This window comes from Geobacillus thermocatenulatus, from assembly GCF_002217655.1.
In the GTDB taxonomy this organism is placed as follows: domain Bacteria; phylum Bacillota; class Bacilli; order Bacillales; family Anoxybacillaceae; genus Geobacillus; species Geobacillus thermocatenulatus.
This window is the reverse complement of record NZ_NEWK01000002.1, coordinates 1,595,965-1,619,053: the sequence shown is the minus strand read 5'-3', so window position 1 is coordinate 1,619,053 and position 23,089 is coordinate 1,595,965. Positions and strand designations below refer to the sequence as shown.

At 53.4% G+C, this 23,089-nt stretch carries 19 protein-coding genes, 1 rRNA gene, 3 pseudogenes, 3 riboswitches and 1 other annotated feature; of the genes and pseudogenes, 21 read left to right on the top strand and 2 right to left on the bottom strand.

Annotation, left to right across the window (positions count from 1 at the left end; all coding sequences use genetic code 11):
- Positions 1 to 5 precede the first annotated feature (5 nt).
- The 6 genes and pseudogenes from B9L19_RS17135 to B9L19_RS18835 form a co-directional block, all read left to right on the top strand.
- On the top strand, positions 6 to 1,181 hold the full coding sequence (locus B9L19_RS17135) for a DUF58 domain-containing protein (protein WP_047752381.1): 1,176 nt from the start codon (positions 6 to 8) through the stop codon (positions 1,179 to 1,181).
- Complete coding sequence (locus B9L19_RS17130) at positions 1,178 to 3,340, top strand: DUF4129 domain-containing transglutaminase family protein (protein ID WP_047752380.1); 2,163 nt, start codon at positions 1,178 to 1,180, stop codon at positions 3,338 to 3,340. The genes B9L19_RS17135 and B9L19_RS17130 overlap by 4 nt, the downstream gene beginning before the upstream one ends.
- A 40-nt stretch (positions 3,341 to 3,380) precedes the next feature.
- Positions 3,381 to 3,482, top strand: a riboswitch (purine riboswitch).
- 62 nt (positions 3,483 to 3,544) lie between these two features.
- Positions 3,545 to 5,077 carry a glutamine-hydrolyzing GMP synthase gene (gene guaA / locus B9L19_RS17125; RefSeq protein ID WP_025948803.1) on the top strand — a complete coding sequence of 511 codons (1,533 nt, stop codon included), beginning with the start codon at positions 3,545 to 3,547 and terminating at the stop codon, positions 5,075 to 5,077.
- An 89-nt stretch (positions 5,078 to 5,166) separates the two neighbouring features.
- A riboswitch (purine riboswitch) is annotated at positions 5,167 to 5,268 on the top strand.
- Between the two features lie 96 nt (positions 5,269 to 5,364).
- On the top strand, positions 5,365 to 6,690 hold the full coding sequence (locus tag B9L19_RS17120) for an NCS2 family permease (protein WP_089113995.1): 1,326 nt from the start codon (positions 5,365 to 5,367) through the stop codon (positions 6,688 to 6,690).
- A gap of 136 nt (positions 6,691 to 6,826) precedes the next feature.
- Positions 6,827 to 7,375, top strand: a complete 549-nt coding sequence (locus tag B9L19_RS17115) for a GNAT family N-acetyltransferase (protein ID WP_047752377.1) — start codon at positions 6,827 to 6,829, stop codon at positions 7,373 to 7,375.
- A 224-nt stretch (positions 7,376 to 7,599) separates the two neighbouring features.
- Positions 7,600 to 7,767, top strand: a pseudogene (locus B9L19_RS18835) (UPF0236 family transposase-like protein); the annotation flags it as partial.
- Positions 7,768 to 8,025: 258 nt separating this feature from the next.
- On the opposite strand, the gene B9L19_RS17105 reads toward B9L19_RS18835, so the two are convergent.
- On the bottom strand, positions 8,026 to 8,496 hold the full coding sequence (locus B9L19_RS17105) for a YjdJ family protein (RefSeq protein WP_025948806.1): 471 nt from the start codon (positions 8,494 to 8,496) through the stop codon (positions 8,026 to 8,028).
- Between the two features lie 121 nt (positions 8,497 to 8,617).
- On the opposite strand from B9L19_RS17105, the pseudogene B9L19_RS19490 reads away from it, so the two are divergent.
- The 4 genes and pseudogenes from B9L19_RS19490 to rrf form a co-directional block, all read left to right on the top strand.
- Positions 8,618 to 8,758 (top strand): annotated as a pseudogene (locus B9L19_RS19490) (IS4 family transposase); the annotation flags it as partial.
- 150 nt (positions 8,759 to 8,908) lie between these two features.
- Positions 8,909 to 9,472, top strand: a complete 564-nt coding sequence (locus B9L19_RS17095) for a hypothetical protein (RefSeq protein ID WP_047752376.1) — start codon at positions 8,909 to 8,911, stop codon at positions 9,470 to 9,472.
- Positions 9,473 to 9,735: 263 nt separating this feature from the next.
- Positions 9,736 to 9,894 (top strand): annotated as a pseudogene (locus tag B9L19_RS19705) (RNA-guided endonuclease TnpB family protein); the annotation flags it as partial.
- A 1-nt stretch (position 9,895) separates the two neighbouring features.
- Positions 9,896 to 9,994 (top strand) — a sequence feature (23S ribosomal RNA rRNA prediction is too short).
- Positions 9,995 to 10,362: 368 nt separating this feature from the next.
- Positions 10,363 to 10,479 (top strand): 5S ribosomal RNA (gene rrf, locus B9L19_RS17090).
- Positions 10,480 to 10,737: 258 nt separating this feature from the next.
- Here rrf and B9L19_RS17085 read toward each other — a convergent pair.
- Positions 10,738 to 11,181, bottom strand: a complete 444-nt coding sequence (locus B9L19_RS17085; RefSeq protein WP_025948698.1) for an Hsp20/alpha crystallin family protein — start codon at positions 11,179 to 11,181, stop codon at positions 10,738 to 10,740.
- A gap of 147 nt (positions 11,182 to 11,328) precedes the next feature.
- A riboswitch (purine riboswitch) is annotated at positions 11,329 to 11,430 on the top strand.
- 111 nt (positions 11,431 to 11,541) lie between these two features.
- Here B9L19_RS17085 and purE point away from each other — a divergent pair.
- The 11 genes from purE (at position 11,542) to purH (ending at position 23,089) form a co-directional block, all read left to right on the top strand.
- Positions 11,542 to 12,030: a 5-(carboxyamino)imidazole ribonucleotide mutase gene (gene purE, locus B9L19_RS17080; protein ID WP_025948699.1), complete on the top strand. Its 489-nt coding sequence runs from the start codon at positions 11,542 to 11,544 to the stop codon at positions 12,028 to 12,030.
- Positions 12,023 to 13,171, top strand: a complete 1,149-nt coding sequence (gene purK / locus B9L19_RS17075) for a 5-(carboxyamino)imidazole ribonucleotide synthase (protein WP_025948700.1) — start codon at positions 12,023 to 12,025, stop codon at positions 13,169 to 13,171. The genes purE and purK overlap by 8 nt, the downstream gene beginning before the upstream one ends.
- Positions 13,168 to 14,463, top strand: a complete 1,296-nt coding sequence (gene purB / locus B9L19_RS17070; protein ID WP_025948701.1) for an adenylosuccinate lyase — start codon at positions 13,168 to 13,170, stop codon at positions 14,461 to 14,463. Before purK ends, purB begins: the two co-directional genes overlap by 4 nt.
- Before the next feature lie 76 nt (positions 14,464 to 14,539).
- Positions 14,540 to 15,268 carry a phosphoribosylaminoimidazolesuccinocarboxamide synthase gene (purC, locus tag B9L19_RS17065; RefSeq protein ID WP_047752374.1) on the top strand — a complete coding sequence of 243 codons (729 nt, stop codon included), beginning with the start codon at positions 14,540 to 14,542 and terminating at the stop codon, positions 15,266 to 15,268.
- Positions 15,256 to 15,510, top strand: coding sequence for a phosphoribosylformylglycinamidine synthase subunit PurS (gene purS / locus B9L19_RS17060; protein WP_025948703.1), 255 nt, complete (start codon positions 15,256 to 15,258; stop codon positions 15,508 to 15,510). The genes purC and purS overlap by 13 nt, the downstream gene beginning before the upstream one ends.
- Positions 15,507 to 16,193 (top strand): phosphoribosylformylglycinamidine synthase subunit PurQ, encoded by a 687-nt coding sequence (purQ, locus tag B9L19_RS17055; RefSeq protein ID WP_025948704.1) that lies wholly within the window; start codon positions 15,507 to 15,509, stop codon positions 16,191 to 16,193. Before purS ends, purQ begins: the two co-directional genes overlap by 4 nt.
- Positions 16,177 to 18,405 (top strand): phosphoribosylformylglycinamidine synthase subunit PurL, encoded by a 2,229-nt coding sequence (gene purL / locus B9L19_RS17050; protein ID WP_025948705.1) that lies wholly within the window; start codon positions 16,177 to 16,179, stop codon positions 18,403 to 18,405. Before purQ ends, purL begins: the two co-directional genes overlap by 17 nt.
- Positions 18,381 to 19,793, top strand: a complete 1,413-nt coding sequence (purF, locus tag B9L19_RS17045) for an amidophosphoribosyltransferase (protein WP_025948706.1) — start codon at positions 18,381 to 18,383, stop codon at positions 19,791 to 19,793. The genes purL and purF overlap by 25 nt, the downstream gene beginning before the upstream one ends.
- Before the next feature lie 122 nt (positions 19,794 to 19,915).
- The gene (gene purM, locus B9L19_RS17040) at positions 19,916 to 20,956 is read left to right on the top strand and encodes a phosphoribosylformylglycinamidine cyclo-ligase (RefSeq protein WP_025948707.1); all 1,041 of its coding nucleotides are present in this window, start codon (positions 19,916 to 19,918) and stop codon (positions 20,954 to 20,956) included.
- Positions 20,953 to 21,588 (top strand): phosphoribosylglycinamide formyltransferase, encoded by a 636-nt coding sequence (gene purN / locus B9L19_RS17035; RefSeq protein WP_025948708.1) that lies wholly within the window; start codon positions 20,953 to 20,955, stop codon positions 21,586 to 21,588. The genes purM and purN overlap by 4 nt, the downstream gene beginning before the upstream one ends.
- Complete coding sequence (gene purH / locus B9L19_RS17030; RefSeq protein WP_047752373.1) at positions 21,551 to 23,089, top strand: bifunctional phosphoribosylaminoimidazolecarboxamide formyltransferase/IMP cyclohydrolase; 1,539 nt, start codon at positions 21,551 to 21,553, stop codon at positions 23,087 to 23,089. Before purN ends, purH begins: the two co-directional genes overlap by 38 nt.

Here is a 23,089-nt window from a genome sequence, read left to right as displayed (position 1 = left end):
AAGCGATGAACGCGACGAGAATGAAGAAGGGGAGGCGTTGGCTCCCGCTTGTTGGATTGTTGCTGTTGACCGCCATCTTGTTTTCCTACGCCATGTTTCAAGGCGGATTTGTCAGCTGGTTTTTGTTTTACAGCTTTTTGCCGTTTGGACTGCATGCGTTTGCCGTCGCCTTGTATCCGCTCAGACGCGTCGCGGTGAGCCGGACGGTGCCAGCGAAGCGCTATCATGCAGGAGAGCCGATCCCGGTGACGGTCCGCATGGAGCTGCCTTGGGCGATTCCGCCCGCTGCCCTCACCGTTTCGGGCGAGGAGCCGCGGCATGGAGGGGCGATGGCCGCGTGGCCGTTTCGGCGCCGCCTTTCTTGTGCGTGGCCGCTCTCGTTGCCGCGCGGCCGCCATCAATTGGACATCGTGCGCCTCGAGGTTTCTGACGCCCTCGGCTTTGTGAACAAAGCGGAATCGTTTTCGGCGCCGTGCACGATCATCGTGTATCCCCGCTATTGGCCTTGGCCGGTGGAAATGGTGCGTGAATGGTTCGCCTATGGAAAAGCGGCCCGCCCGCTTGCTTACCGCCGCGATCTGGCGGTGGCGGCCGGCGCCCGCGAGTACGCGCCCGGTGACAAAATGTCGTGGGTGCATTGGAAGGCGTCAGCGCGAAGGCAAGAGTTGATGACAAAAGAGTTCGATGAGCCGCGCAATGACGATTGGGTCGTGGTGCTCGACGGCGCTGCATCGCCATGGTTTGAGGAGCTTGTCACGCTGGCGGCGTCCATCGCGAAAGCGTTGATCGATGAAGGAGTCCCAGTCGGCCTGCTCGTGACTGGAAAAGCCCGTTCTTATTTAGCGCCGCGGCGAAGCGAGGAGCAGTGGCCGTCGCTCCTTCTCCGTCTGGCGGAAGCGGAGGCGAACGGCTCAGCGCCGCTTGCGTCTCAATTGGCGGAGGAGGGGAACTGGAGAACAGCGGCCGGTTGCGTGGTCGTGACGTCGAGGTTATCCGCCGAGTTGGCTGCGCAGCTGCGAGCGATGGCGTCAAAACGCTGCATAGTGTTGTATGTGGTCAACCGTGAATGGGGAGAGGACGAGCGGAGGTGGGCGGACGGACTCCGCCATGCGGGGGTGCACGTATCCCACATGCCCCCCCAATCATGGCAAACCGTCCGGCAAGGAGGAGAAGACGGATGAGGCGGTTAGGGACAAGGATGTTGTCTGCTATGCTGCCCAACGCCCTAGCGGCTTGGCTGCTCACGGAATGGCTTTGGCCGTTGGAAGACGTGACGGATACAGCGCATATTAGAGTGTTTGCGGCCTTTGTCGCCCTTTGCTTCGGGATGTATTGGCTCCGTCTTCCGATCTGGCTGGCCGCCTTGGGGAAAGCGGGGTATATATGGTGGGCGCTCGCTTGGCTGTTTTCGTTCCATTCGGCCCCCTCGCTGCCGTATGCCTTATGGCGGGATGGCGTGGCTTGGCTGCAGGGGGGGCGCTTGTCCATGCCGAGCGATGCCATGCGCACCTTTGCCTTTTTTCTGCTGTTATGGGCCATCTCATTTCTGTTTCATTGGCTGATTGTCCAGAAAAAACGGTGGTTTGTGCCATACGCGTTGACAGTTGGGTATATCGCGGTGCTTGATACGTTTTTTCCGTATAGCGGGAACGACGCGATCGTTCGCCTTGTGGCGCTTGGCTTTTTCGCCTTCGTTTGGCTGCATGGAGAGCGGTTGCAGGCAAAAGCGCCGTCTTTTCGCATCGGAGCGTGGCGGGCGGCCGCTCTATTCATTCCGGCCGCTGCCTTGGCAGCTGGATATGCGGGCCCGAAGCTGCCGCCGCAATGGCCGGATCCGGTCGCGTTTATCCGCAGCGATCATGCCCAGCCGGAAGAAACGAACGACGACTCGCCTTCTCCTGACGTGGCAAAAGTGGGATATGGGCAAAATGATTCCCGCCTCGGCGGGCCGTTTATCGCGGATGATACCGTCGTCTTTACGGCGAAAGATCGAGGGCTTCATTACTGGCGGATTGAGACGAAAGATATTTACACCGGCAAGGGATGGGAAGTGTTTCCGAGCGAGCAAGTCCGCTCGTTTGCCAACGGGGAAGAGCTCAAGTATGAATGGTGGAGCGATCAAGTTGAGACAGTGGAGCAAAAGGCCGAGATCGAGCGGCGCGATCAAGGGTTTCATCTCGTTTATCCGCTTGGTTTGCGGCAGGTGGAAGCCGCCGAACCGGTCGTTTACCGCATGGATGTGGCAGCAGAGAAAATTTATACGACCGATGACAGGGCGAATGCGTTCCCGATTGGCAAGTATTCATTGACCTATTGGGAGCCGGACTTTCCGATTGCGGCGTTGCGCGCCGCGCCTCCGGTTCGAGACCCTCTTCTGTTGAAACGATATACGCAGTTGCCAAAGACGCTTCCGCAAAGGGTGCGCGATTTGGCGAAGCAAATTGCCGCCGGAGAACAGACGGCTTACGACAAAGTGAGAGCCATTGAGCAGTATTTTCAACTTGGGCAATATACGTATGAAACAAAGGATGTCGCCGTTCCAAAAGAGAACGAAGATTATGTTGATCAATTTTTATTTGAAACAAAACGGGGGTATTGCGACAATTTTTCGACCTCTATGGTCGTGCTCGTGCGTTCGCTCGGCATTCCTGCGCGCTGGGTGAAAGGCTATACGTCCGGAAGGCTGGTCAGCGAGCAAGATGGGCAAAATCTTTACGAGATCCGCAACCATGACGCTCATGCGTGGGTTGAAGTGTATTTTGAAGGCATCGGCTGGGTGCCGTTTGAGCCAACGCGAGGGTTTGTCAACCCGTATGCGTTTTCGCTTTCTCAACAGAATGAGGAGCAGCAAGCGCAGCCTTCGCAGCCGGAACCACAGGAACAGCCGCGCGTGCCGCTCGAACAATTGATCAAACGATCATCGCCAGAGCAAGACCGCCATTGGTGGGAGAAGCTGGCCGACAGTTGGTCATGGAAAATGGCGCTGAGCGTGTTCGCGATGTTGGCTGCATTGGGCGGAACGATTTACACGACAAGACGAAAATGGTGGCCCCGTCTTACGCTCCTTCGATTCCGCCGCCGCCAAGTTGACAGTCCGGAATGGCTTGTCCCCGCTTACTTGGCATTGTTGCGTCAGCTGCATGACTACGGGCTGAAACGAAAAGAAGAGGAAACGTTGCGTCAATATGCCATCCAAGTGGATCGTTTATTCGAAACCGATGAAATGGAACGGCTGACCAAATCGTATGAACAAGCGGTCTACGGCGCAAACAGCAGCCGGATCAACTTCCGTGAGGCGCGTCAATTGTGGGAAAATTTAATAAAAAGGACGATCTCTTGACCGCCTGCCGACAAGTTGATAGAATGAATTCAAATTTGCATACGGATAGACGGAAGCCCTTCATATAAGCGCAAGAATATGGCTTGCGCGTCTCTACCGGGCCGCCGTAAACGGCCCGACTATGAAGGCAGAAGACGTTGCTATTCTGCCTTCATCCATGTTTTGGGCAATGGCAGCGTTTATTTTTTGGACGGGGTGGATAAGATGAACCAAGAAATGATCATCGTCTTGGACTTTGGCAGTCAATATAACCAACTGATTACCCGCCGCATCCGTGAATTTGGCGTGTATAGCGAATTGCATCCGCATACGATTCGCGCCGACGAGATTCGCGCGTTGAACGCCAAGGGGATCATTTTTTCCGGCGGCCCGAACAGCGTATATGATGAGCAGGCGTTTCGGTGCGACCCGGCGATTTTTGAGCTCGGGCTGCCGATTTTAGGGATTTGCTACGGGATGCAGCTCATGGCGCATCATCTAGGCGGCAAAGTGGAAAAGGCGTCGCACCGTGAGTACGGGAAGGCGCTCATTCAAGTGAAAAACGACTCCCTGTTGTTCCACGGTTTGCCGGACGAGCAAGTCGTCTGGATGAGCCATGGCGATTTGGTGACCGCTCCGCCTGACGGCTTTGTCGTAGATGCAACAAGCCCTTCGTGCCCGATCGCCGCGATGAGCGATGAACGGCGGAAGTGGTATGGAGTGCAGTTTCATCCTGAAGTGCGCCACTCCGTTTACGGAAATGACGTGTTGAAACGGTTTGTCTTCGACGTGTGCGGCTGCCGCGGCGACTGGACGATGGAAAACTTCATCGATGAGCAGGTGCGCCGCATTCGCGAACAAGTGGGCGGCAAAAAAGTGTTGTGCGCCTTAAGCGGCGGGGTTGACTCGTCGGTTGCGGCGGTATTGGTGCATCGCGCCATCGGCGACCAGCTCACCTGCATTTTTGTTGACCACGGCCTTCTTCGCAAAGGCGAAGCGGAAAGCGTCATGAAGACGTTCCGTGAGCAATTCCAGATGAACGTCATCAAAGTCGATGCGAAAGAGCGCTTTTTGTCGAAACTAAAAGGGATCACAGACCCGGAACAAAAGCGGAAAATCATCGGCAACGAATTTATTTACGTGTTTGACGATGAGGCAGCCAAGCTTGAAGGCATTGAATTTTTAGTGCAAGGCACGCTCTATACTGACATTATCGAAAGCGGCACGGCGACGGCGCAAACGATCAAATCGCATCATAATGTCGGCGGTTTGCCGGAAGATATGAAATTCGAACTGATCGAACCGCTCAATACGCTGTTTAAAGACGAAGTGCGTGCACTTGGCACGCAACTAGGAATCCCAGACGAAATCGTTTGGCGGCAGCCGTTCCCGGGGCCAGGGCTTGGCATCCGCGTCCTTGGCGAAGTGACGGAAGAAAAGCTGGAAATCGTCCGCGAATCGGATGCGATTTTGCGCGAAGAAGTGAAAAAAGCGGGGCTGGACCGCGACATTTGGCAATATTTCACCGTGCTTCCCGACATCCGCAGCGTCGGGGTGATGGGCGATGCCCGCACGTATGATTATACGGTCGCCATCCGCGCCGTGACCTCGATCGACGGGATGACCGCCGATTGGGCCCGCATTCCGTGGGATGTGCTTGAACGTATTTCAACGCGCATCGTGAACGAAGTGCCGCACGTCAACCGCGTCGTCTACGATATCACAAGCAAACCGCCGGCAACGATCGAGTGGGAATAAAAAACGAACGAAAGACGGGCATTTCCAAAGAAATGTTCGTCTTTTTTCTTGACAAGCAACCGACAGGCTGATACAATAGCCGTGGAATCATGAATATTGTCGAATTCCGTCGTATAATCCCGGGAATATGGCTCGGGAGTTTCTACCAAGCTACCGTAAATAGCTTGACTACGAGGGAAGTGGATGGAGAGCGCCTGTTTGTCCTCTCTCTGTTCGCCATTCTCTCCTAGTCAACGCTTCTGGTAGCAGCAGAAGCGTTTTTATTCTTTTTAATAGGGGGGACAGACGTGAAAAAGTATTTTCAGTTTGATGAGCTCGGCACGAATTATCGGACGGAGATCATCGCCGGGCTGACGACATTTTTGTCGATGGCGTACATTTTGTTCGTCAATCCGTTTACGTTGTCGCTCGGTGCGGTGAAAGATTTTCCGGACGAACTGCGCATTGACCAAGGAGCCGTCTTTGTCGCCACGGCCTTGGCGGCGGCATACGGGTCGATTTTGATGGGAGTGCTGGCTCGCTACCCGATCGCCTTGGCGCCGGGGATGGGGCTGAACGCTTTCTTCGCCTTCACGGTCGTCTTGCATATGGGCATTCCGTGGCAAACGGCCTTGGCGGGAGTGTTTGTTTCCGGCATCATTTTTACGATTTTATCGCTCACTGGCATTCGAGAAAAAATCATCGATGCCATTCCCGTTGAACTGAAATATGCCGTCAGCGCCGGAATTGGGCTGTTCATCACGTTCATCGGCCTGCAAAACGCCGGCATTATTGTGAATAACGACGCCACGCTGGTCGGATTGAGCGATTTGAAAGACGGCAATACGCTGCTCGCCATTTTCGGATTGTTCATCACCGTTGTTTTAATGGTGAAAAAGGTAAACGGCGGCGTCTTTTACGGCATGGTCATTACGGCTGTCGTCGGTATGATTTTCGGATTGATCAAAGTGCCGCATCAAATTGTCGGCGCGATCCCGGACATTTCCCCGACGTTCGGCGTCGCGATTGAACACTTGCCGGACATTTTCTCGTGGAAAATGCTTGGCGTCGTTTTGACATTCTTTATCGTTGACTTTTTCGATGCGACTGGCACCCTTCTAGCTGTCGCCAACCAAGCCGGGCTGCTGAAAAACAACAAACTGCCGCGCGCCGGCAAAGCGTTGCTTGTCGATGCGACAGCGGTGATGGTCGGGGCGGTGTTTGGCACATCGACGACGACATCGTATATCGAATCGTCGGCCGGCGTCGCTGCTGGAGGACGCTCCGGGTTTTCCGCGGTCGTGACGGGGATTTTGTTCTTGCTGGCGCTGTTCTTCTCCCCGCTCCTGAGCGTCATTACCGCACCGGTCACCGCACCAGCGCTCATCATCGTCGGGGTGTTGATGGCTTCGTCGATCGGCGAAATTGACTGGAAAAAGTTCGAAGTCGCCGTGCCGGCGTTCTTCACCTTGATCACGATGCCGCTCTCCTATAGCATTGCCACCGGTATCGCCGTCGGCTTCATCTTCTATCCGATCACGATGATTTTAAAAGGCCGCGGCAAAGATGTTCATCCACTGTTGTATGTGTTGTTTCTCGTCTTTATCTGCTACTTCGTCTTTTTGCGGGAATAGAGAGGAATAGAGGGCTGTTCCTAAAGCGGATTTGCCGCCGTGGGAACAGCCTTTTTTTGACAAGAGCGTAGCGGGGACGACAGAGTGTGGAAGGTGATGTGCTATAATGGAAAAAATGATGAAAGGGGAATGAATGATGTTTATCCATCGCTTAGAGGAACATTCATGGCTAAAGTTGCTCACAATGGAAGATGCGGAATCGCTTTTTGCGTTGATTGATTCATGCCGCCCGCATTTGCGTCAATGGCTTCCTTGGGTGGATTCGACAAAAACGGCAGCGGATTCGAAGGCGTTTATCTTTCAAGGATTGCAGAAGTTTGCCGCCGGAAACGGCTTTGAGGCCGGGATTTGGCATCGCGGCCAATTGGCTGGTGTCATTGGAATTCATTATATGGATCGAGCGAATCGAAAAACGAGCATTGGCTATTGGCTTGGCGAATTGTTTCAAGGAATGGGGCTGATGACGAAAGCATGCAAGGCGTGCATCGACTATTTGTTTACACAGCAAGGGATGAATCGCGTTGAAATCCGCTGTGCAACAGAAAATCACCGGAGCAGAGCGATTCCAGAACGGCTGGGATTTACAAATGAAGGAACGATTCGAGATGCGGAGTGGCTTTACGACCATTTTGTCGACCATGTTGTGTACGGGATGCTAGCGAGAGAATGGAAGAAATGTGAATAAGGGAGTTTGGGGCCGAAAGAAAAAAATCTTGAAGTGTGAGTAAAATATTTGTGGGTGACATTCCGAAATGATCCCCGACGAGGGTTGAGAACTTTTGTTCGCGACGCTCGTCGGGGCCACCAAGCGAAGCGCGGTAGAAAAAAGCAAAAGTCATGCAAAAAGGACTCTCTCCCTGCTATGATGGTGATTGACCACATCAACCGAAAACAGGAGGGAGAGAGTCCATGAAACATCTTACCACAGAATAGCCTTTATTAAAAGAGCTAGAGGAGCAATTCGTCAGAACTCTTCAAAAGGTGTTCGCTGTCTTGTTGGCGGCCCTTTTGGAGGAGATCGATCAACAACTGGCGGAAGCACGGGACAAGCGCCGGTATCAGCTGAAAGACATGAGAGTCCGAAAGCGCTTGCGATATCCATTCTTGAAAATGGTTTACTAACCAGTCATTGACAACGCCCGTAGTGAACCGAAAAAACGTTCTCCACAAAGTCTTGACTGACTCCGATGCATATTGTTTTTGAATCTTCGCTCGATCTGTAGTAAAATGAAAGTGCTCTTACATGGTGATCTCTCCTTTATAAATGTTGGGTGACACTTTCATTCTAGTAGGGGGTTCACCAGCAATGGCTATTTTATGCTTGTTTGAGTTTATCTAGCGCCGCGGGTTGTGATTTAATACTTGGAAATAAGTTATTATAGCTGTTGCAGTACACAAAGAGCCACTCACTAACCAAATATAAAAAAAGATTTTTCCACCTGTTGTGGTAGAATCCATAAAAAAGCAACCAAGCAGGAATAGGCCTCCTCCTAAAATGAATAGAAAACAAGCAAATTTCTTATTCTGTGGTTTTAAGAAATAGTATCCAATAAGAATTAATAAGTATAAACTGCTTATTGCCATGATAATTGGAAAAAAGGGGTGAAATTTAGCAGAGTATACAAAGTAGTCAAGTTGTGAAATATGACTTTTACTATGTACTTGACCATACATCATTTGGGAAAACGGTGTTGAATGCTTCCATTCCAAAGGATTATCTAATATTGCACTGCCTTCATACCAAGCAGCTAGAGTAGAAAATAAAAGTAAAATAGCGGCTAATCCAAATTGAATAATAATCCACAAAACAACAATACCTCCCTTTATCAAGCTAGGCGTGTTGATTATCCAATAAAATCTAAAAGACAGAAGAGTGCCTTTGCTGTAGAAGATGAATAACCATTCAAACAAACCCAGGCGGTGCTCTATAAAAAAGCATAGCACACCTCCAAGTTTGATGCAAAAACTTGTTTCTGATGAAGAAATTCAACGGATGGCTGAAGCGGTTAGGGATCGTGATTTGGCCCGAAATTTTGCGTTGCGCAAGTTGATTTATTTGTTCTTGTTGGTTACGCATTAATGGTTTTGCCTACCCTCCTGTAGGAAATTGCATTGCTTGTCAAGCATATGTTCCTGGTGAAGAGTCAATTTTTATATGTAATAAATGCTAATGTTGTGGAGATAAATGTTCAAAGATGCATGAAAGGATGAGAAAAATATGAGAATGATGAAAAAGATTCATCATATTATAATTACATTGGCGACTATTCTTTTGTTTATATTCGAATCAAACACCGTAAATGCTCAAGTAAATGATCAAGCAATTAACCGAGATAAAGCTCCAAGAGTTGAAATTTATGATGAAAATAATAATCTTATCAAAACGATTAATCTTGAAGAGAAATCCATCGAAACAGATGACCCTAAAACAAAATCTATTATAGCAGAACAAACAGTAACTGCTCAGAGCGTTAAAAAATACTCTTTTGGCAATACCACCTTTTCAAATTACGTTTGGATTAATGGTGGATACTATTTTTATAATCCTGGGATTTTTGAATTTGAACTAATTAATAGACCTGAGGCAGTTGCAGTAGAAGTTTATAAACTAGGTCAAGTATATACTGGTAAAGTTGTATGGAGAGATGTGGCTGGCTGGGCTGCACTTGATTGGAGAGACACTACACTGGTAAAGCATCCCGGTAGTTATGCATTTAGATTTAAAAATGACGGTTCTGGTACAGTACAAATTAAACATGGTAATTTAAAATATAATTATTAGCCCGTGGTTCTACTATATACATGCTCATTAAAAGATGTAACTTTCGTATAACCAGTGTCCACTCCGGTCATCCTGTTGCTAAGGAAAATAACGGAAAAAGGAGTGAGGTCATTCATGAAACGTCTGCGCATCACCAATGATTACTGATCAGCGAGCGAGAAAGCCCACTCCTTGAGGGGTGGGATGAAAGCGAGCCGTTTTCTTCATAATTGAATGATGATGAAAAAAACGATATCATGTAATCGTCGCAAGGAGGTGAATCCATGCCGACGATCACACTAAAGCTGGAGCTGCACAACCCGACGAAAGTGAAACAAGATATGTATGAACGGATGACAGAAGTGAATACCGCGTTTGCGAATTGGCTGTTGAATCATCCCAAGCTGAATCAAGCGACGAGCAAATTATTTAAAGCGTTTTCGTCGCGCGTTAGGCGGGTAAGATCCCTCGAAGATGACGAGGTCGATAGGTCCGAGGTGGAAGCGTGGCGACACGTGGAGCTGACGGATACTAATCGATCGAGGGCTTAACCTAGAAAAGCGCAGGCGAGCGGTTCGCCGCGACGGGCAAATGTTCTTCACCTCGAGGGGTGCTGGCACCCCGAGGGGGAAGGTGATTTGACCCCGAGCGGCGGCGAGCCGGAGCTGGACAGCAGAAAAGTGGAGGCCGCCCGCTGATCGGCGAAACGCGCTGGAGGCCTGCGAGCGGGCTTAGCCCGCCGCAGCAGGACCGAAGCGTCGCGAGCCGATGGCGGCTGGAACTAGACACCGCGAAAAAGTGGAAGCGCCGCGGCTTCTTCCAACGGTTATCTAGTTTTGAAGGAATGAATTTCCTTCTTGACATTGTTTGTTTTCCAAGTATAATAAATGATGTCAAAACTGAATCGCTTGCCTAGTGGCAATGGCGGAGGGGAAACACCCGTTCCCATCCCGAACACGGAAGTTAAGCCCTCCAGCGCCGATGGTAGTTGGGGCCAGCGCCCCTGCAAGAGTAGGTCGCTGCTAGGCAGGCAAAAAAATGAGGGAGCTGAATGGTTCTCTCATTATTTTTGCCTAATGGGAAATGAGTCATTTTGAATGACGCCATTTTCAATCCTCTCCCCCAAAATGTAAAGCGTGATCATCGTTTCCTAGACCCCCTTTTTCATAAAAGTGATAGGAAACGGAAACTCGCGTAAGGGTGTCCTGTACGGCATGGACACCCTCTTTTTTTTATTTTTTTCGGAAAGGCAGATATCTCCTTTTTTGGACTCGTGGGGGAGAAGATTATTCGCTTTTTTTGATGACAATTTTCTTTTTCAGCTCGTTAGGGATGAGTCGATGCAGGTGGATGAACAACAGGCCATTATGGTATGTTGCTTCGATGCGGTCCTCTTTGACGGCGAACGGCAGTGGGATTGTTTTTTGGAATTGGCCTTGGAAAAGGCCTTCTTCTACTAGCTCAAACCCTTTGAAGTTTAGATTAATGGTTGCCTTCACTTCCAACGTTTTGTATGATACATACACTTCTGCATCTTCGATTTTTTCGAGCCCAGGGAGGCTGATGACAACGAGCAGCTCGTTGTCTTTTTTGTAAATGTTCATGCCGGATGATGGTTTGTTTGCCGGCGGCAGCAACGGTTGAATGCTCCCCCAAAAATCGTTTTGGAAAAACTGTTGCCAATGCTTTGTCCAATCGGAAAACGGTGTGAACGGGTTTTGATCAGCCATGGCGTTTCCCTCCTCTGCTCATTCATCATATGCCGTCCCGTCTGTTTGGTGATTTATAAAATACGAACATTTCCTTTTCAAAAACATTAAATGTTCGATTTTGCCTTGACACTTTGTTTCAAAACTTGCTAATATAAAAGTAACTTCATAGTGTATCGCAATGTCCCTCATATAATTTTGGGAATATGGCCCAAAAGTCTCTACCCAATCACCGTAAATGATTGGACTATGAGGGAAAGGATCGGTTTTGGCTTTTTTGCTCCTCGGTGGATGTGAAAGCCCGGAACGATGCTTTCCCTCGTTTATAAGAAGGAATGTATGTTCTGGGTTTTATTGTTTTGGATTAAAGGAGTGGAACATATGAGCCCGATCGTCGGGGTTGTGATGGGAAGCCATTCGGATTGGGAAACGATGCGGCATGCTTGCGCAGTTCTTGAGGAATTGGGGGTTCCGTTTGAGAAAAAAGTCGTATCGGCGCACCGGACGCCGGACGAGATGTTTCGGTATGCAGAAACGGCGGAGGAGCGGGGCATCAAAGTCATTATTGCCGGGGCCGGCGGTGCGGCTCATTTGCCGGGGATGATTGCGGCGAAAACGACGCTGCCGGTGATTGGGGTTCCTGTGCAGTCGAAGGCGTTGAACGGTTTGGATTCATTATTGTCGATCGTGCAAATGCCGGGCGGGGTGCCGGTGGCGACGGTGGCGATCGGCCAAGCGGGGGCGACGAACGCCGGGCTGCTCGCGGTGTCGATCGTTGGACTGTTTGAGCCGCGCTATATGGAGGCGCTCAAAGCGCGGCGGGAAGCGATTCGAAAACAAATCGTAGAAAGCAGTGATCAGCTTGGCTAAGCGGCGGATTGTTCCTGGACAGACGATCGGCATGATCGGTGGGGGCCAGCTTGGGCGGATGATGGCTTTGGCGGCGCGCGAGATGGGGTTTCGCATCGCCGTGCTTGATCCGACGCCTGATTCCCCGTGCGGGCAAGTGGCAGATGTCGAAATCACGGCGGCGTACGATGATTTGAATGCCGTTGAGGAGCTGGCGCAGGTGAGCGATGTCATTACGTACGAGTTTGAAAACATTGATGCGCGGGCGCTTGCATGGCTGGAGGCAAACGCCTATGTCCCGCAAGGAAGCCGGCTGCTGGCGGTGACGCAAGACCGGGCGCTGGAGAAAGCGGCGATTGTCGAAGCCGGGCTGCCGGTGGCGCCGTATAGGGAAGTGGACGGATGGGATGAGTTGGAACAGGCCGTTGCCATGATCGGCTTTCCGTGCGTATTGAAAACGCGGCGCGGCGGCTACGATGGAAAAGGGCAATATGTGCTGCGCGTCGAAGGCGATCTGGCCAAAGCGGCTGATTTGCTTGGGCTTGGCCCATGCATTTTGGAAGGCTGGGTGCCGTTTGTGAAGGAAATGTCGGTCATTGTCGCCCGCAACCTCGATGGTGAGACGGCTGTTTTTCCAGTGGCGGAAAATATTCATATTGAGAACATTTTGCATCAAACGATCGTTCCGGCCCGAATTCCGGAAAGCGTGCAAGAGCGGGCCATTCGCTACGCGGAAGTGTTGGCCGCATCGTTTTCGCTCGTTGGGACGCTGGCAGTGGAAATGTTTTTGACGGCGGACGGGGATATTTATATTAATGAGCTGGCCCCTAGACCGCACAACTCGGGTCATTATACAATCAATGCATGCGCGACGTCGCAGTTCGCCCAGCACATCCGCGCCGTCTGCAATTGGCCGCTCGGATCGACGGAGTTGTTGAAGCCGGCTGTGATGGTCAATATTTTAGGCGAGCACGTCGAGCCGGTCATTCGGCATATTGGTGCGTTCGACGGGGGGGCCTACGTCCATCTGTACGGCAAACACGAAGCGAAGCCGAAGCGGAAAATGGGGCATGTGACGGTACTGGCAGACGATGTCGAGGCGGCGTTGGCGCGAATCGAATCGTGGCAAATTTGGCAAGATCGGAGGCTGGAACGAAGATGATTGAACGCTACACGAGACCGGAAATGGGAGCCATTTGGACGGAGGAAAACCGCTTTAAGGCGTGGCTTGAGGTGGAACTGCTCGCGTGCGAGGCGTGGGCCGAGCTTGGCGTCATCCCAAAAGAAGATGTCCGCCGCCTGCGGGAAAACGCGTCGTTTGACGTCCACCGCATTAAGGAAATCGAAGAAGAAACGCGCCATGATGTCGTAGCGTTTACGCGGGCGGTTTCGGAGACGCTCGGCGAGGAACGGAAATGGGTGCATTATGGTCTCACGTCGACCGATGTCGTCGATACGGCGCTCGGCTACTTGTTAAAGCAGGCGAACGCGATTTTGCGGCGCGATTTGGAAAACTTCATTCAAGTATTGAAAGAGAAAGCGCGCGAACATAAATATACGGTCATGATGGGGCGCACGCACGGCGTCCATGCCGAACCGACGACGTTCGGGCTGAAGCTGGCGCTTTGGTATGCCGAAATGCTCCGGAATTTGGAGCGGTTTGAACAAGCAGCCAAGATGGTGGAAGTCGGGAAAATTTCCGGAGCGGTCGGCACGTATGCCAACATTGACCCGTTTGTCGAGCAATATGTGTGCGAGAAGCTCGGACTGACGCCGGCGCCGATTTCGACGCAGACGCTGCAGCGCGACCGCCACGCTTACTATATGGCGACGCTCGCGCTCATCGCGACATCGATTGAAAAGTTCGCCGTTGAGATTCGCGGCTTGCAAAAAAGCGAAGTCCGCGAAGTCGAAGAGTTTTTTGCCAAAGGACAAAAAGGCTCATCAGCGATGCCGCATAAGCGCAATCCGATCGGTTCGGAAAATATGACCGGCATGGCGCGCGTCATCCGCGGCTATATGGTGACAGCGTACGAAAACGTGCCGCTTTGGCATGAGCGCGACATTTCCCATTCGTCGGCTGAGCGCATCATTTTGCCGGATGCGACGATTGCGTTGAACTATATGTTGAATCGGTTCGCGAACATTGTGAAACACTTGCTCGTCTATCCGGAAAATATGAAGAAAAATATGGAGCGCACGTTCGGGCTTATTTACTCGCAACGCGTTTTGCTCGCCTTGATCGACAAGGGAATGACGCGCGAGGAGGCGTACGATTTGGTGCAGCCGAAAGCGATGGAAGCGTGGGAGCGGCAAGTGCCGTTCCGCTCGCTGCTTGAGGCGGATGAGCGGATTACAAGCCGGCTCACCAAAGAGGAACTCGATGATTGTTTTGATTATCGCCATCATTTGAAACACGTCGATACGATTTTTGCCCGCTTAGGATTAGAGTAAGTGGAAGCCGGCTGGCCCTCATGCTGGCCGGTTACACAAAAAATTTTCAATCTTCTGGATAACGGAGGCGTTCATCATGCCGACAAAACAACAGCTGCTGTACGAAGGGAAAGCGAAAAAGATTTACGCGACCGATGCACCGGGCGTGCTTTGGGTCGAGTACAAAGACAGCGCGACCGCATTTAACGGCGGGAAAAAGGCGACGATCGCCGGCAAGGGGCGGCTCAATAACGAGATTTCCAGCTTGTTGTTTTTGAAGCTGCGCGAAGCCGGGATCGCCAATCATTTTCTTGAAAAGCTGTCGCCGACCGAGCAGCTCGTCCAACAGGTGACGATCATCCCGCTTGAGGTGGTCGTGCGCAATGTTGTAGCGGGCAGCTTAGCGAAACGCATCGGCTTGGCGGAGGGAACGCCGCTTGAGGCGCCGCTTGTCGAGTTTTACTACAAAAACGATGATCTTGGCGACCCGCTGCTCGTGGAAGACCATATTGCGATTTTAAAACTTGCCAGCCGCGAGGAGATTGACCAGTTGAAACGCGAAGCGCTCAAGGTGAACGACGTGCTGGGCGCCCATTTTGCGGAACGAAAGGTGAGATTAATTGATTTTAAGCTGGAGTTCGGCCGCACGGCGGACGGGGCGATTGTTTTAGCCGACGAGATTTCGCCCGATACGTGCCGGCTGTGGGACGCTGACACGAACGCGAAGCTCGATAAAGACGTGTTTCGCCGCGATCTCGGCAGCTTGACGGACGCATACGAAGTCATTTTACAACGATTAGGGGGAGAATCGGCATGTACAAGGTAAAAGTATATGTGACGCTGCGCGAAAGTGTGTTGGATCCGCAAGGGACCGCGGTGAAAGGGGCGCTGCACAGCTTGTCATATACGGAAGTGAAAGATGTACGAATCGGGAAGTTCATGGAGCTTGTGATGGAAGAGAGCGGCCGCGACATCAACGAGCTCGTTCGCGAGATGTGCGAAAAGCTGCTCGCCAATCCGGTGATTGAAGACTACCGCTATGAGATTGAGGAGGCCGTCGCCCGATGAAGTTTGCCGTCATTGTGTTTCCGGGATCGAATTGCGACGTCGACATGTACCATGCGATCGCCGATGAACTTGGCGAAGAGGTCGAATACGTTTGGCATGACGAGGACGATCTAGACCGTTTTGACGCTATTTTGCTTCCAGGGGGGTTTTCGTACGGCGATTACTTGCGTTCCGGAGCCATTGCTCGTTTCTCCAAGGTGATGGCTGCTGTAAAAAAAGCCGCCGAAGCGGGAAAACCGGTGCTTGGGGTGTGCAATGGGTTTCAAATTTTGCTCGAAGCCGGCTTGCTTCCTGGGGCGATGCGCCGCAATCAAGGGTTGAAATTCATCTGCCGGCCGGTGCAGCTTGCGGTGGAAAACAATGAGACGATGTTTACGTCTGCCTACGAAAAAGGCGAAGTCATTACGATTCCGATCGCCCATGGCGAAGGGAATTATTATTGCGATGAACAGACGCTCGAGCGCTTAGTGGAAAACAAGCAAATCGTGTTCCGCTACCATGGGGAAAACCCGAACGGCAGCCTCATGGATATTGCTGGCATCGTCAATGAGCGGGGCAATGTGCTCGGCATGATGCCGCATCCGGAGCGGGCGGTCGACGCCTTGCTCGGCAGCGCGGACGGGCTGAAACTATTCCGATCGATCGTCAACTATTGGAGGGAGACGCATGTCGTTACTGCTTGAGCCGAGCGCGGCGATGATCAAAGAACAAAAATTGTACCGCGAGATGGGGTTAACTGATGAAGAGTTTGCGCGCATTGAAGCGATTTTGGGGAGACTGCCGAACTACACGGAAACCGGCATTTTTTCGGTGATGTGGTCGGAGCATTGCAGCTATAAAAACTCCAAGCCGGTGCTGAAAAAATTCCCGACTGATGGTCCGCACGTGCTGCAAGGGCCGGGTGAGGGTGCGGGCATTGTCGATATTGGCGACGGGCTGGCGGTGGCGTTTAAAATCGAAAGCCATAATCATCCGTCAGCGATCGAGCCGTACCAAGGAGCGGCGACCGGGGTCGGCGGCATCATCCGCGACGTCTTTTCGATGGGGGCGCGGCCGATTGCGCTGCTGAACTCGCTTCGATTTGGCGAATTGACGTCGCCGCGCGTCAAATATTTGTTTGAGCAGGTCGTCGCCGGCATTGCTGGGTACGGCAACTGCGTCGGCATCCCGACCGTCGGCGGCGAGGTGCAATTCGACCCGGCGTATGAAGGCAACCCATTGGTCAACGCCATGTGTGTCGGGATCATCCGCCATGAGGACATTCAGCGCGGCATTGCGACCGGGGTCGGCAACACGGTCATGTACGTCGGGGCGAAAACGGGCCGCGACGGCATCCATGGGGCGACGTTTGCTTCGGAAGAGTTGAGCGAACAGTCGGAAGCAAAGCGTCCGGCTGTGCAAGTCGGCGACCCGTTTATGGAAAAACTGCTGCTTGAGGCGTGTCTTGAAGCAGTCAAGTCCGATGCGTTAGTCGGCATTCAAGATATGGGGGCGGCAGGACTCACGAGTTCATCCGCCGAGATGGCAAGCAAAGGCGGATTTGGCATTGAAATGAATTTGGATCTCGTCCCGCAGCGTGAGGCAGGCATGACGCCGTACGAAATGATGCTCTCGGAATCACAGGAACGGATGTTGCTTGTCGTCAAGCAAGGGCGGGAAGACGAAATCGCCGCAATTTTTGCCAAATACGGCCTTGAGGCCAAAGCAATCGGCAAAGTGACCGATGACAAAATGCTTCGCCTCTTGTTCCGCGGCGAGGTGGCGGCAGAAATTCCGGTTGACGCGCTGGCAAAAGACGCGCCGGTTTACTATAAGCCGTCGAAAGAGCCGGCCTATTACCGCGAATTTCAGATGATGGCGCCGTACATTCCGGTGATCGAAGACTACAACGCCACATTGCTTGGGCTACTCGCCCAGCCGACGATTGCGAGCAAAGAATGGGTGTACGACCAATATGACTACATGGTTCGGACAAACACGGTCGTCGCCCCCGGATCGGATGCGGCGGTCGTGCGCATCCGCGGCACGAACAAGGCGCTTGCGCTGACGACGGATTGCAATTCACGCTACTTGTATTTGGATCCGGAAGTGGGCGGGAAAATCGCCGTCGCCGAGGCGGCGCGCAACGTCGTCTGCTCTGGAGCGAAGCCGCTCGCCATCACGGACTGCCTCAACTTTGGCAGCCCGGAAAAACCGGAGATTTTCTGGCAGCTCGAAAAAGCGGTCGACGGGATGAGCGAAGCGTGCCGGGCGCTCGGGACGCCGGTGGTGAGCGGCAACGTGTCACTGTACAATGAAACGAACGGTGTGGCCGTCTACCCGACACCAGTCGTCGGCATGGTCGGGCTCATTGAAGACCTTTCGCATATTACCACCCAAACATTTAAGCAAGCGGGCGACTTGATTTATGTCATTGGCGAGGCGAAGCCGGAGTTTGGCGGCAGCGAGTTGCAAAAATGGCTGGAAGGCTACATTTTCGGCAAAGCGCCGGAGCTCGATTTGGCGGTCGAAGCGAGACGCCAACGCCAGCTGATGGCGGCGATCCGCGCCGGGGTCGTGGCGTCGGCGCATGATGTGGCGGAAGGCGGGTTGGCGGTCGCGTTGGCGGAGTGCCTGATGGGAGCTTTAGGGCTTGGCGCCAAGGTGACGATCGGCGGTGACCTCGTCAGTGAACTGTTCAGCGAAACACAATCACGCTTTGTTGTCTCGGTGAAAAAAGAGCAAAAAGAGGCGTTTGAGCAACTGGTTGAAGCGAAACAAATCGGCGAAGTGACAGGCGACGGCATCTTGACAGTGAACGGGGGACAGGGCGAGACAATCATCCGCCTTTCGGTTGACGAGATGCGAAACGTCTGGAAAGGGGCTATTCCATGCTTGCTGAAATCAAAGGATTGAACGAGGAGTGCGGCATTTTCGGCATTTGGGGGCATGAAGACGCCGCCCGGCTCACATACTACGGGCTTCACAGCCTGCAGCACCGTGGGCAGGAAGGGGCCGGCATCGTTGTCGCGCATAACGGGAGCTTATCCGGTCATAAAGGGCTGGGGCTGGTGACCGATGTGTTTCAAAGCGGTACGCTCGATGCGCTCAAAGGGGCGGCCGCCATCGGTCATGTCCGCTATTCGACGGCGGGCGGGGGCGGCTATGAAAACGTTCAGCCGCTCTTGTTCCGCTCGCAAACCGGCGCGATGGCGCTCGCCCATAACGGCAACTTGACAAACGCCATCGAGTTGAAGCTCGCGCTTGAAGGGCAAGGAAGCATTTTTCAGACGACATCGGATACGGAAGTGTTCGCCCATCTCATCCGCCGCAGCCAAGCGCCGACGTTTGTCGAGCAAATGAAAGAGGCGCTCAGTCAGATCCAAGGGGCGTTTGCGTTTTTGCTGCTGACGGAAAAGGCGCTCTATGCGGCGCTTGATCCGCACGGGTTTCGGCCGCTGTCGCTCGGCCGGCTCGGTTCGGCGTATGTCGTGGCGTCGGAAACGTGCGCGTTTGATGTCATCGGCGCCACATACGAGCGGGAAGTGGCGCCTGGGGAATTGCTCATCATCAGCCGCGAAGGGGTGCGTTCAGAACGGTTCGCTTCTAGGCAGCCGCGGTCGATTTGCAGCATGGAGTACATTTATTTCGCTCGTCCGGACAGCCATGTCGACGGCATCAATGTCCATACGGCCCGAAAAAACTTAGGAAAGCGGCTGGCCTTGGAAGCGCCGGCAGAGGCCGACATCGTCACCGGCGTGCCGGATTCAAGCATCTCTGTTGCCATCGGCTACGCTGAGGCGAGCGGCATTCCATACGAATTGGGGTTGATTAAAAACCGATATGTCGGGCGGACGTTCATCCAGCCGTCGCAGGCGTTGCGCGAGCAAGGAGTGAAAATGAAGCTGTCGCCGGTGCGCGGGGTTGTGGCCGGCAAACGTGTTGTGATGGTGGATGATTCGATCGTGCGCGGGACGACGAGCCGGCGCATCGTCTCGATGCTCCGCGAAGCGGGAGCGGTCGAAGTGCACGTGCGCATCAGCGCGCCGCCGATCACCCATCCGTGCTTTTACGGCATTGATACGTCGTCAAAGGAAGAATTGATCGCGGCGAATCGCACTGTTGAAGAGATTCGGCGCTTGATTGGCGCTGATTCCCTCGCCTTTATCAGCAAAGAAGGGCTGCTTGAGGCCATCGGGCGTCCGGATGTCTCGCCGCAGCGTGGGCAATGTTTGGCGTGTTTCACTGGCCAATATCCGACCCGCCTCGGTCAAGCGGCGCGGCCATGTCTGACGATGAAATGATGGAGGAAGTATAACCGGTGCAGCTGACGAGTGTGGCAGCTCGTTTCCGCGAGAGAAACGCTGCGCAACATGAGGTCGCCTGGCGTCCTGAACGTGATGGGCGGCGAAAAGGAGGAGTTGACGTGGCAAAGGCATACAAACAAGCAGGGGTCGACATCGAGGCTGGTTATCAGGCCGTCGCCCTCATGAAAGAGCACGTGCAAAAAACGATGCGTCCCGAAGTGCTGGGCGGGATCGGCGGGTTTGGCGGCTTGTTTGATCTATCCGCGCTTGGTTACCGCCAGCCGGTGCTTGTCTCCGGCACGGACGGTGTCGGAACGAAGTTGAAACTAGCGTTTTTGCTTGACCGGCATGATACGATCGGCATTGACTGTGTCGCTATGTGTGTCAACGATATTCTTGTCCAAGGAGCGGAGCCGCTCTTTTTCCTTGACTATATCGCCTGCGGCAAGGCGGTGCCGGAGAAAATCGCCGCCATCGTCAAAGGGGTGGCTGACGGCTGCGTGGAGGCCGGCTGCGCCTTGATCGGCGGGGAAACAGCGGAAATGCCGGGGATGTATGATGAAAATGAGTATGATTTGGCAGGGTTTGCGGTCGGCGTTGCGGAAAAAGACCGATTGGTGACCGGGCAAACGATTCAAGCAGGCGATGCGCTTGTCGGCCTGCCTTCAAGCGGTCTTCACAGCAACGGCTACTCGCTCGTGCGCCGCATCGTGTTTGAACAGGCGAAATTGTCGCTTGATGAGATTTACGAGCCGCTTGCTGTTCCGCTCGGCGAAGAGTTATTGAAGCCGACGCGCATTTATGCGAAACTGTTGCGCTCTGTACGCGAGCGGTTTACGATCAAAGGGATGGCGCATATTACCGGCGGTGGATTGATCGAAAACATTCCGCGCATGCTGCCTTCTGGGCTTGGTGCGCGCATTGAGCGCGGCTCATGGCCAGTGTTGCCGATTTTTGACTTGTTGCGCCAAAACGGGGGGCTTGAGGAAGAAGAGATGTTTTCCGTCTTTAATATGGGCATCGGCCTTGTGATGGCGGTCAGTCCGGAAACGGCGGCGCCTCTTGTTGAGTGGCTTTCGGAACGAGGCGAACCGGCGTACATCATCGGCGAAGTGGCCGAAGGAGCAGGCGTGTCGTTTGTCAGGGGGAGCGGCGCATGAAACGGCTCGCGGTCTTTGCGTCCGGAAGCGGCACGAATTTTCAAGCGATCGTGGACGCGACCAAACGCGGCGATTTGCCGGCTCGTGTGGCGCTTTTGGTGTGCGACCGCCCGGGGGCGAAAGTCATTGAACGGGCGGCGCGCGAAAACGTGCCGGCGTTCGTGTTTTCGCCGAAAGAGTATCCATCGAAGGCGGCGTTTGAAAGCGAAATTTTGCGCGAGCTGAAGGAGCGGCGCATCGACTGGATTGCGCTCGCCGGCTATATGCGTTTGATCGGGCCGACGTTGCTTTCCGCCTATGAAGGGAAAATCGTCAACATTCATCCGTCGCTGCTGCCGGCGTTTCCGGGCAAAGATGCGATCGGCCAGGCGTACCGGGCGGGCGTTTTGGAAACAGGCGTCACCGTCCATTATGTTGATGAAGGGATGGATACCGGTCCGGTCATCGCCCAGCGCGCCGTCCCGATCGTGCCCGGCGAGCCGATCGAGGCGCTTGAGGCGCGCATCCATCAAGTTGAACATGAGCTGTATCCAGCGGTGTTGCGCATGCTGTTAGCCGAAGATGAGGTACAACAAGAAGAAAGGATCGAGAATGATGGCAGTGAAACGAGCATTGATCAGCGTGTCCAATAAGGAAGGCATCATTCCGTTTGCGAAGCAGCTGGCGGAACTTGGCATTGATATCATTTCGACCGGCGGGACGAAACGGGCGCTTGAAGAGGCCGGCGTTCCGGTCATTTCGATCTCCGATGTCACCGGGTTTCCGGAAATTTTGGACGGGCGCGTCAAAACATTGCATCCAGCCATCCATGGCGGCATTTTGGCGGTGCGCAGCGATGAGCGCCACCAAGCAGCGCTTGAGGAGCATGGCATTCGCCCGATCGATTTGGTCGTCGTCAATTTGTATCCGTTCCAGCAAACGATCGCCAAACCGAACGTGACGCTCGCGGAGGCGATTGAAAACATCGATATCGGCGGCCCGACGATGGTGCGGGCGGCGGCGAAAAACTATGCTGATGTCGCGATTGTCGTTGATCCAGCCGACTATCCAATGGTGATCGAAGAGCTGAAAACAACCGGTTCGATCCAAGCAAAGACACGGCAGCAGCTGGCGGCGAAAGCGTTCCGCCATACGGCGGCGTATGATGCGATGATCGCCGAATATTTGACCGGTCTCACCGGCGAGGAGTACCCGGAAACGCTCACCGTCACCTACACGAAAAAACAGTCGTTGCGCTATGGTGAAAATCCGCATCAATCGGCGGCGTTTTACGCCAAACCGCTCGGTGCGGCGTTCTCGATTGCCAAAGCGGCACAGCTGCACGGAAAAGAGCTGTCGTACAACAACATCAACGACGCCAATGCGGCCATCAACCTCATTCGCGAATTTCAAGAGCCAGCCGCAGCGGCGATCAAACATATGAACCCGTGCGGCGTCGGGGTCGGTGCAACGCTTCTTGAGGCATTTACGAAAGCGTACGAGGCCGATCCGGTCTCGATTTTCGGCGGCATTATCGCCGTCAACCGGGAAGTGGACAAAGAAACAGCCGAACGGATGCATGACATCTTTTTGGAAATCGTCATCGCCCCATCGTTCAGCGACGAGGCGCTCGCCATTTTGACGAAAAAGAAAAACATCCGCTTGTTGACGCTTGATTTTGCTGCGCCGGACGTTAAGGAAAAAACGCTCGTTTCCGTCAATGGCGGCTTGCTTGTGCAAGAGGCCGATAGGTATACGCTTGAAGACGCCGAATGGAAGGTCGTCACGAAACGCGAGCCGACCGAGGCGGAGCGCGAACAGCTTCGATTTGCTTGGAAGGTTGTCAAACATGTGAAATCGAATGCGATTGTACTCGCCAAAAACGGGATGACGGTCGGCGTTGGCGCCGGGCAAATGAACCGAGTCGGCGCGGCCAACATTGCCATTGAACAAGCCGGGGAGCAGGCGATTGGCGCTGTGTTGGCGTCCGATGCGTTCTTCCCGATGGACGACACGGTTGAAGCAGCAGCAAAAGCTGGCATTACCGCAATCATTCAGCCGGGCGGCTCGATTCGCGACGCCGATTCGATCCGCAAAGCGGATGAATACGGCATCGCCATGGTCTTCACCGGCGTGCGCCACTTTAAACATTAA

Excerpts from the sequence above, each read along its gene's own strand:
- purB (WP_025948701.1), top strand. The coding sequence starts at position 13,168 with ATGATTGAACGCTACACGAGACCGGAAATGGGAGCCATTTGGACGGAG.
- B9L19_RS17085 (WP_025948698.1), bottom strand. The coding sequence starts at position 11,181 with ATGGCTGATCAAAACCCGTTCACACCGTTTTCCGATTGGACAAAGCAT.
- B9L19_RS17095 (WP_047752376.1), top strand. The coding sequence starts at position 8,909 with ATGAGAATGATGAAAAAGATTCATCATATTATAATTACATTGGCGACT.
- B9L19_RS17130 (WP_047752380.1), top strand. The coding sequence starts at position 1,178 with ATGAGGCGGTTAGGGACAAGGATGTTGTCTGCTATGCTGCCCAACGCC.
- purC (WP_047752374.1), top strand. The coding sequence starts at position 14,540 with ATGCCGACAAAACAACAGCTGCTGTACGAAGGGAAAGCGAAAAAGATT.
- purL (WP_025948705.1), top strand. The coding sequence starts at position 16,177 with ATGTCGTTACTGCTTGAGCCGAGCGCGGCGATGATCAAAGAACAAAAA.
- purS (WP_025948703.1), top strand. The coding sequence starts at position 15,256 with ATGTACAAGGTAAAAGTATATGTGACGCTGCGCGAAAGTGTGTTGGAT.
- purQ (WP_025948704.1), top strand. The coding sequence starts at position 15,507 with ATGAAGTTTGCCGTCATTGTGTTTCCGGGATCGAATTGCGACGTCGAC.
- B9L19_RS17115 (WP_047752377.1), top strand. The coding sequence starts at position 6,827 with ATGTTTATCCATCGCTTAGAGGAACATTCATGGCTAAAGTTGCTCACA.
- purN (WP_025948708.1), top strand. The coding sequence starts at position 20,953 with ATGAAACGGCTCGCGGTCTTTGCGTCCGGAAGCGGCACGAATTTTCAA.
- B9L19_RS17135 (WP_047752381.1), top strand. The coding sequence starts at position 6 with ATGAACGCGACGAGAATGAAGAAGGGGAGGCGTTGGCTCCCGCTTGTT.
- purE (WP_025948699.1), top strand. The coding sequence starts at position 11,542 with ATGAGCCCGATCGTCGGGGTTGTGATGGGAAGCCATTCGGATTGGGAA.
- guaA (WP_025948803.1), top strand. The coding sequence starts at position 3,545 with ATGAACCAAGAAATGATCATCGTCTTGGACTTTGGCAGTCAATATAAC.
- purH (WP_047752373.1), top strand. The coding sequence starts at position 21,551 with ATGGCAGTGAAACGAGCATTGATCAGCGTGTCCAATAAGGAAGGCATC.
- purF (WP_025948706.1), top strand. The coding sequence starts at position 18,381 with ATGCTTGCTGAAATCAAAGGATTGAACGAGGAGTGCGGCATTTTCGGC.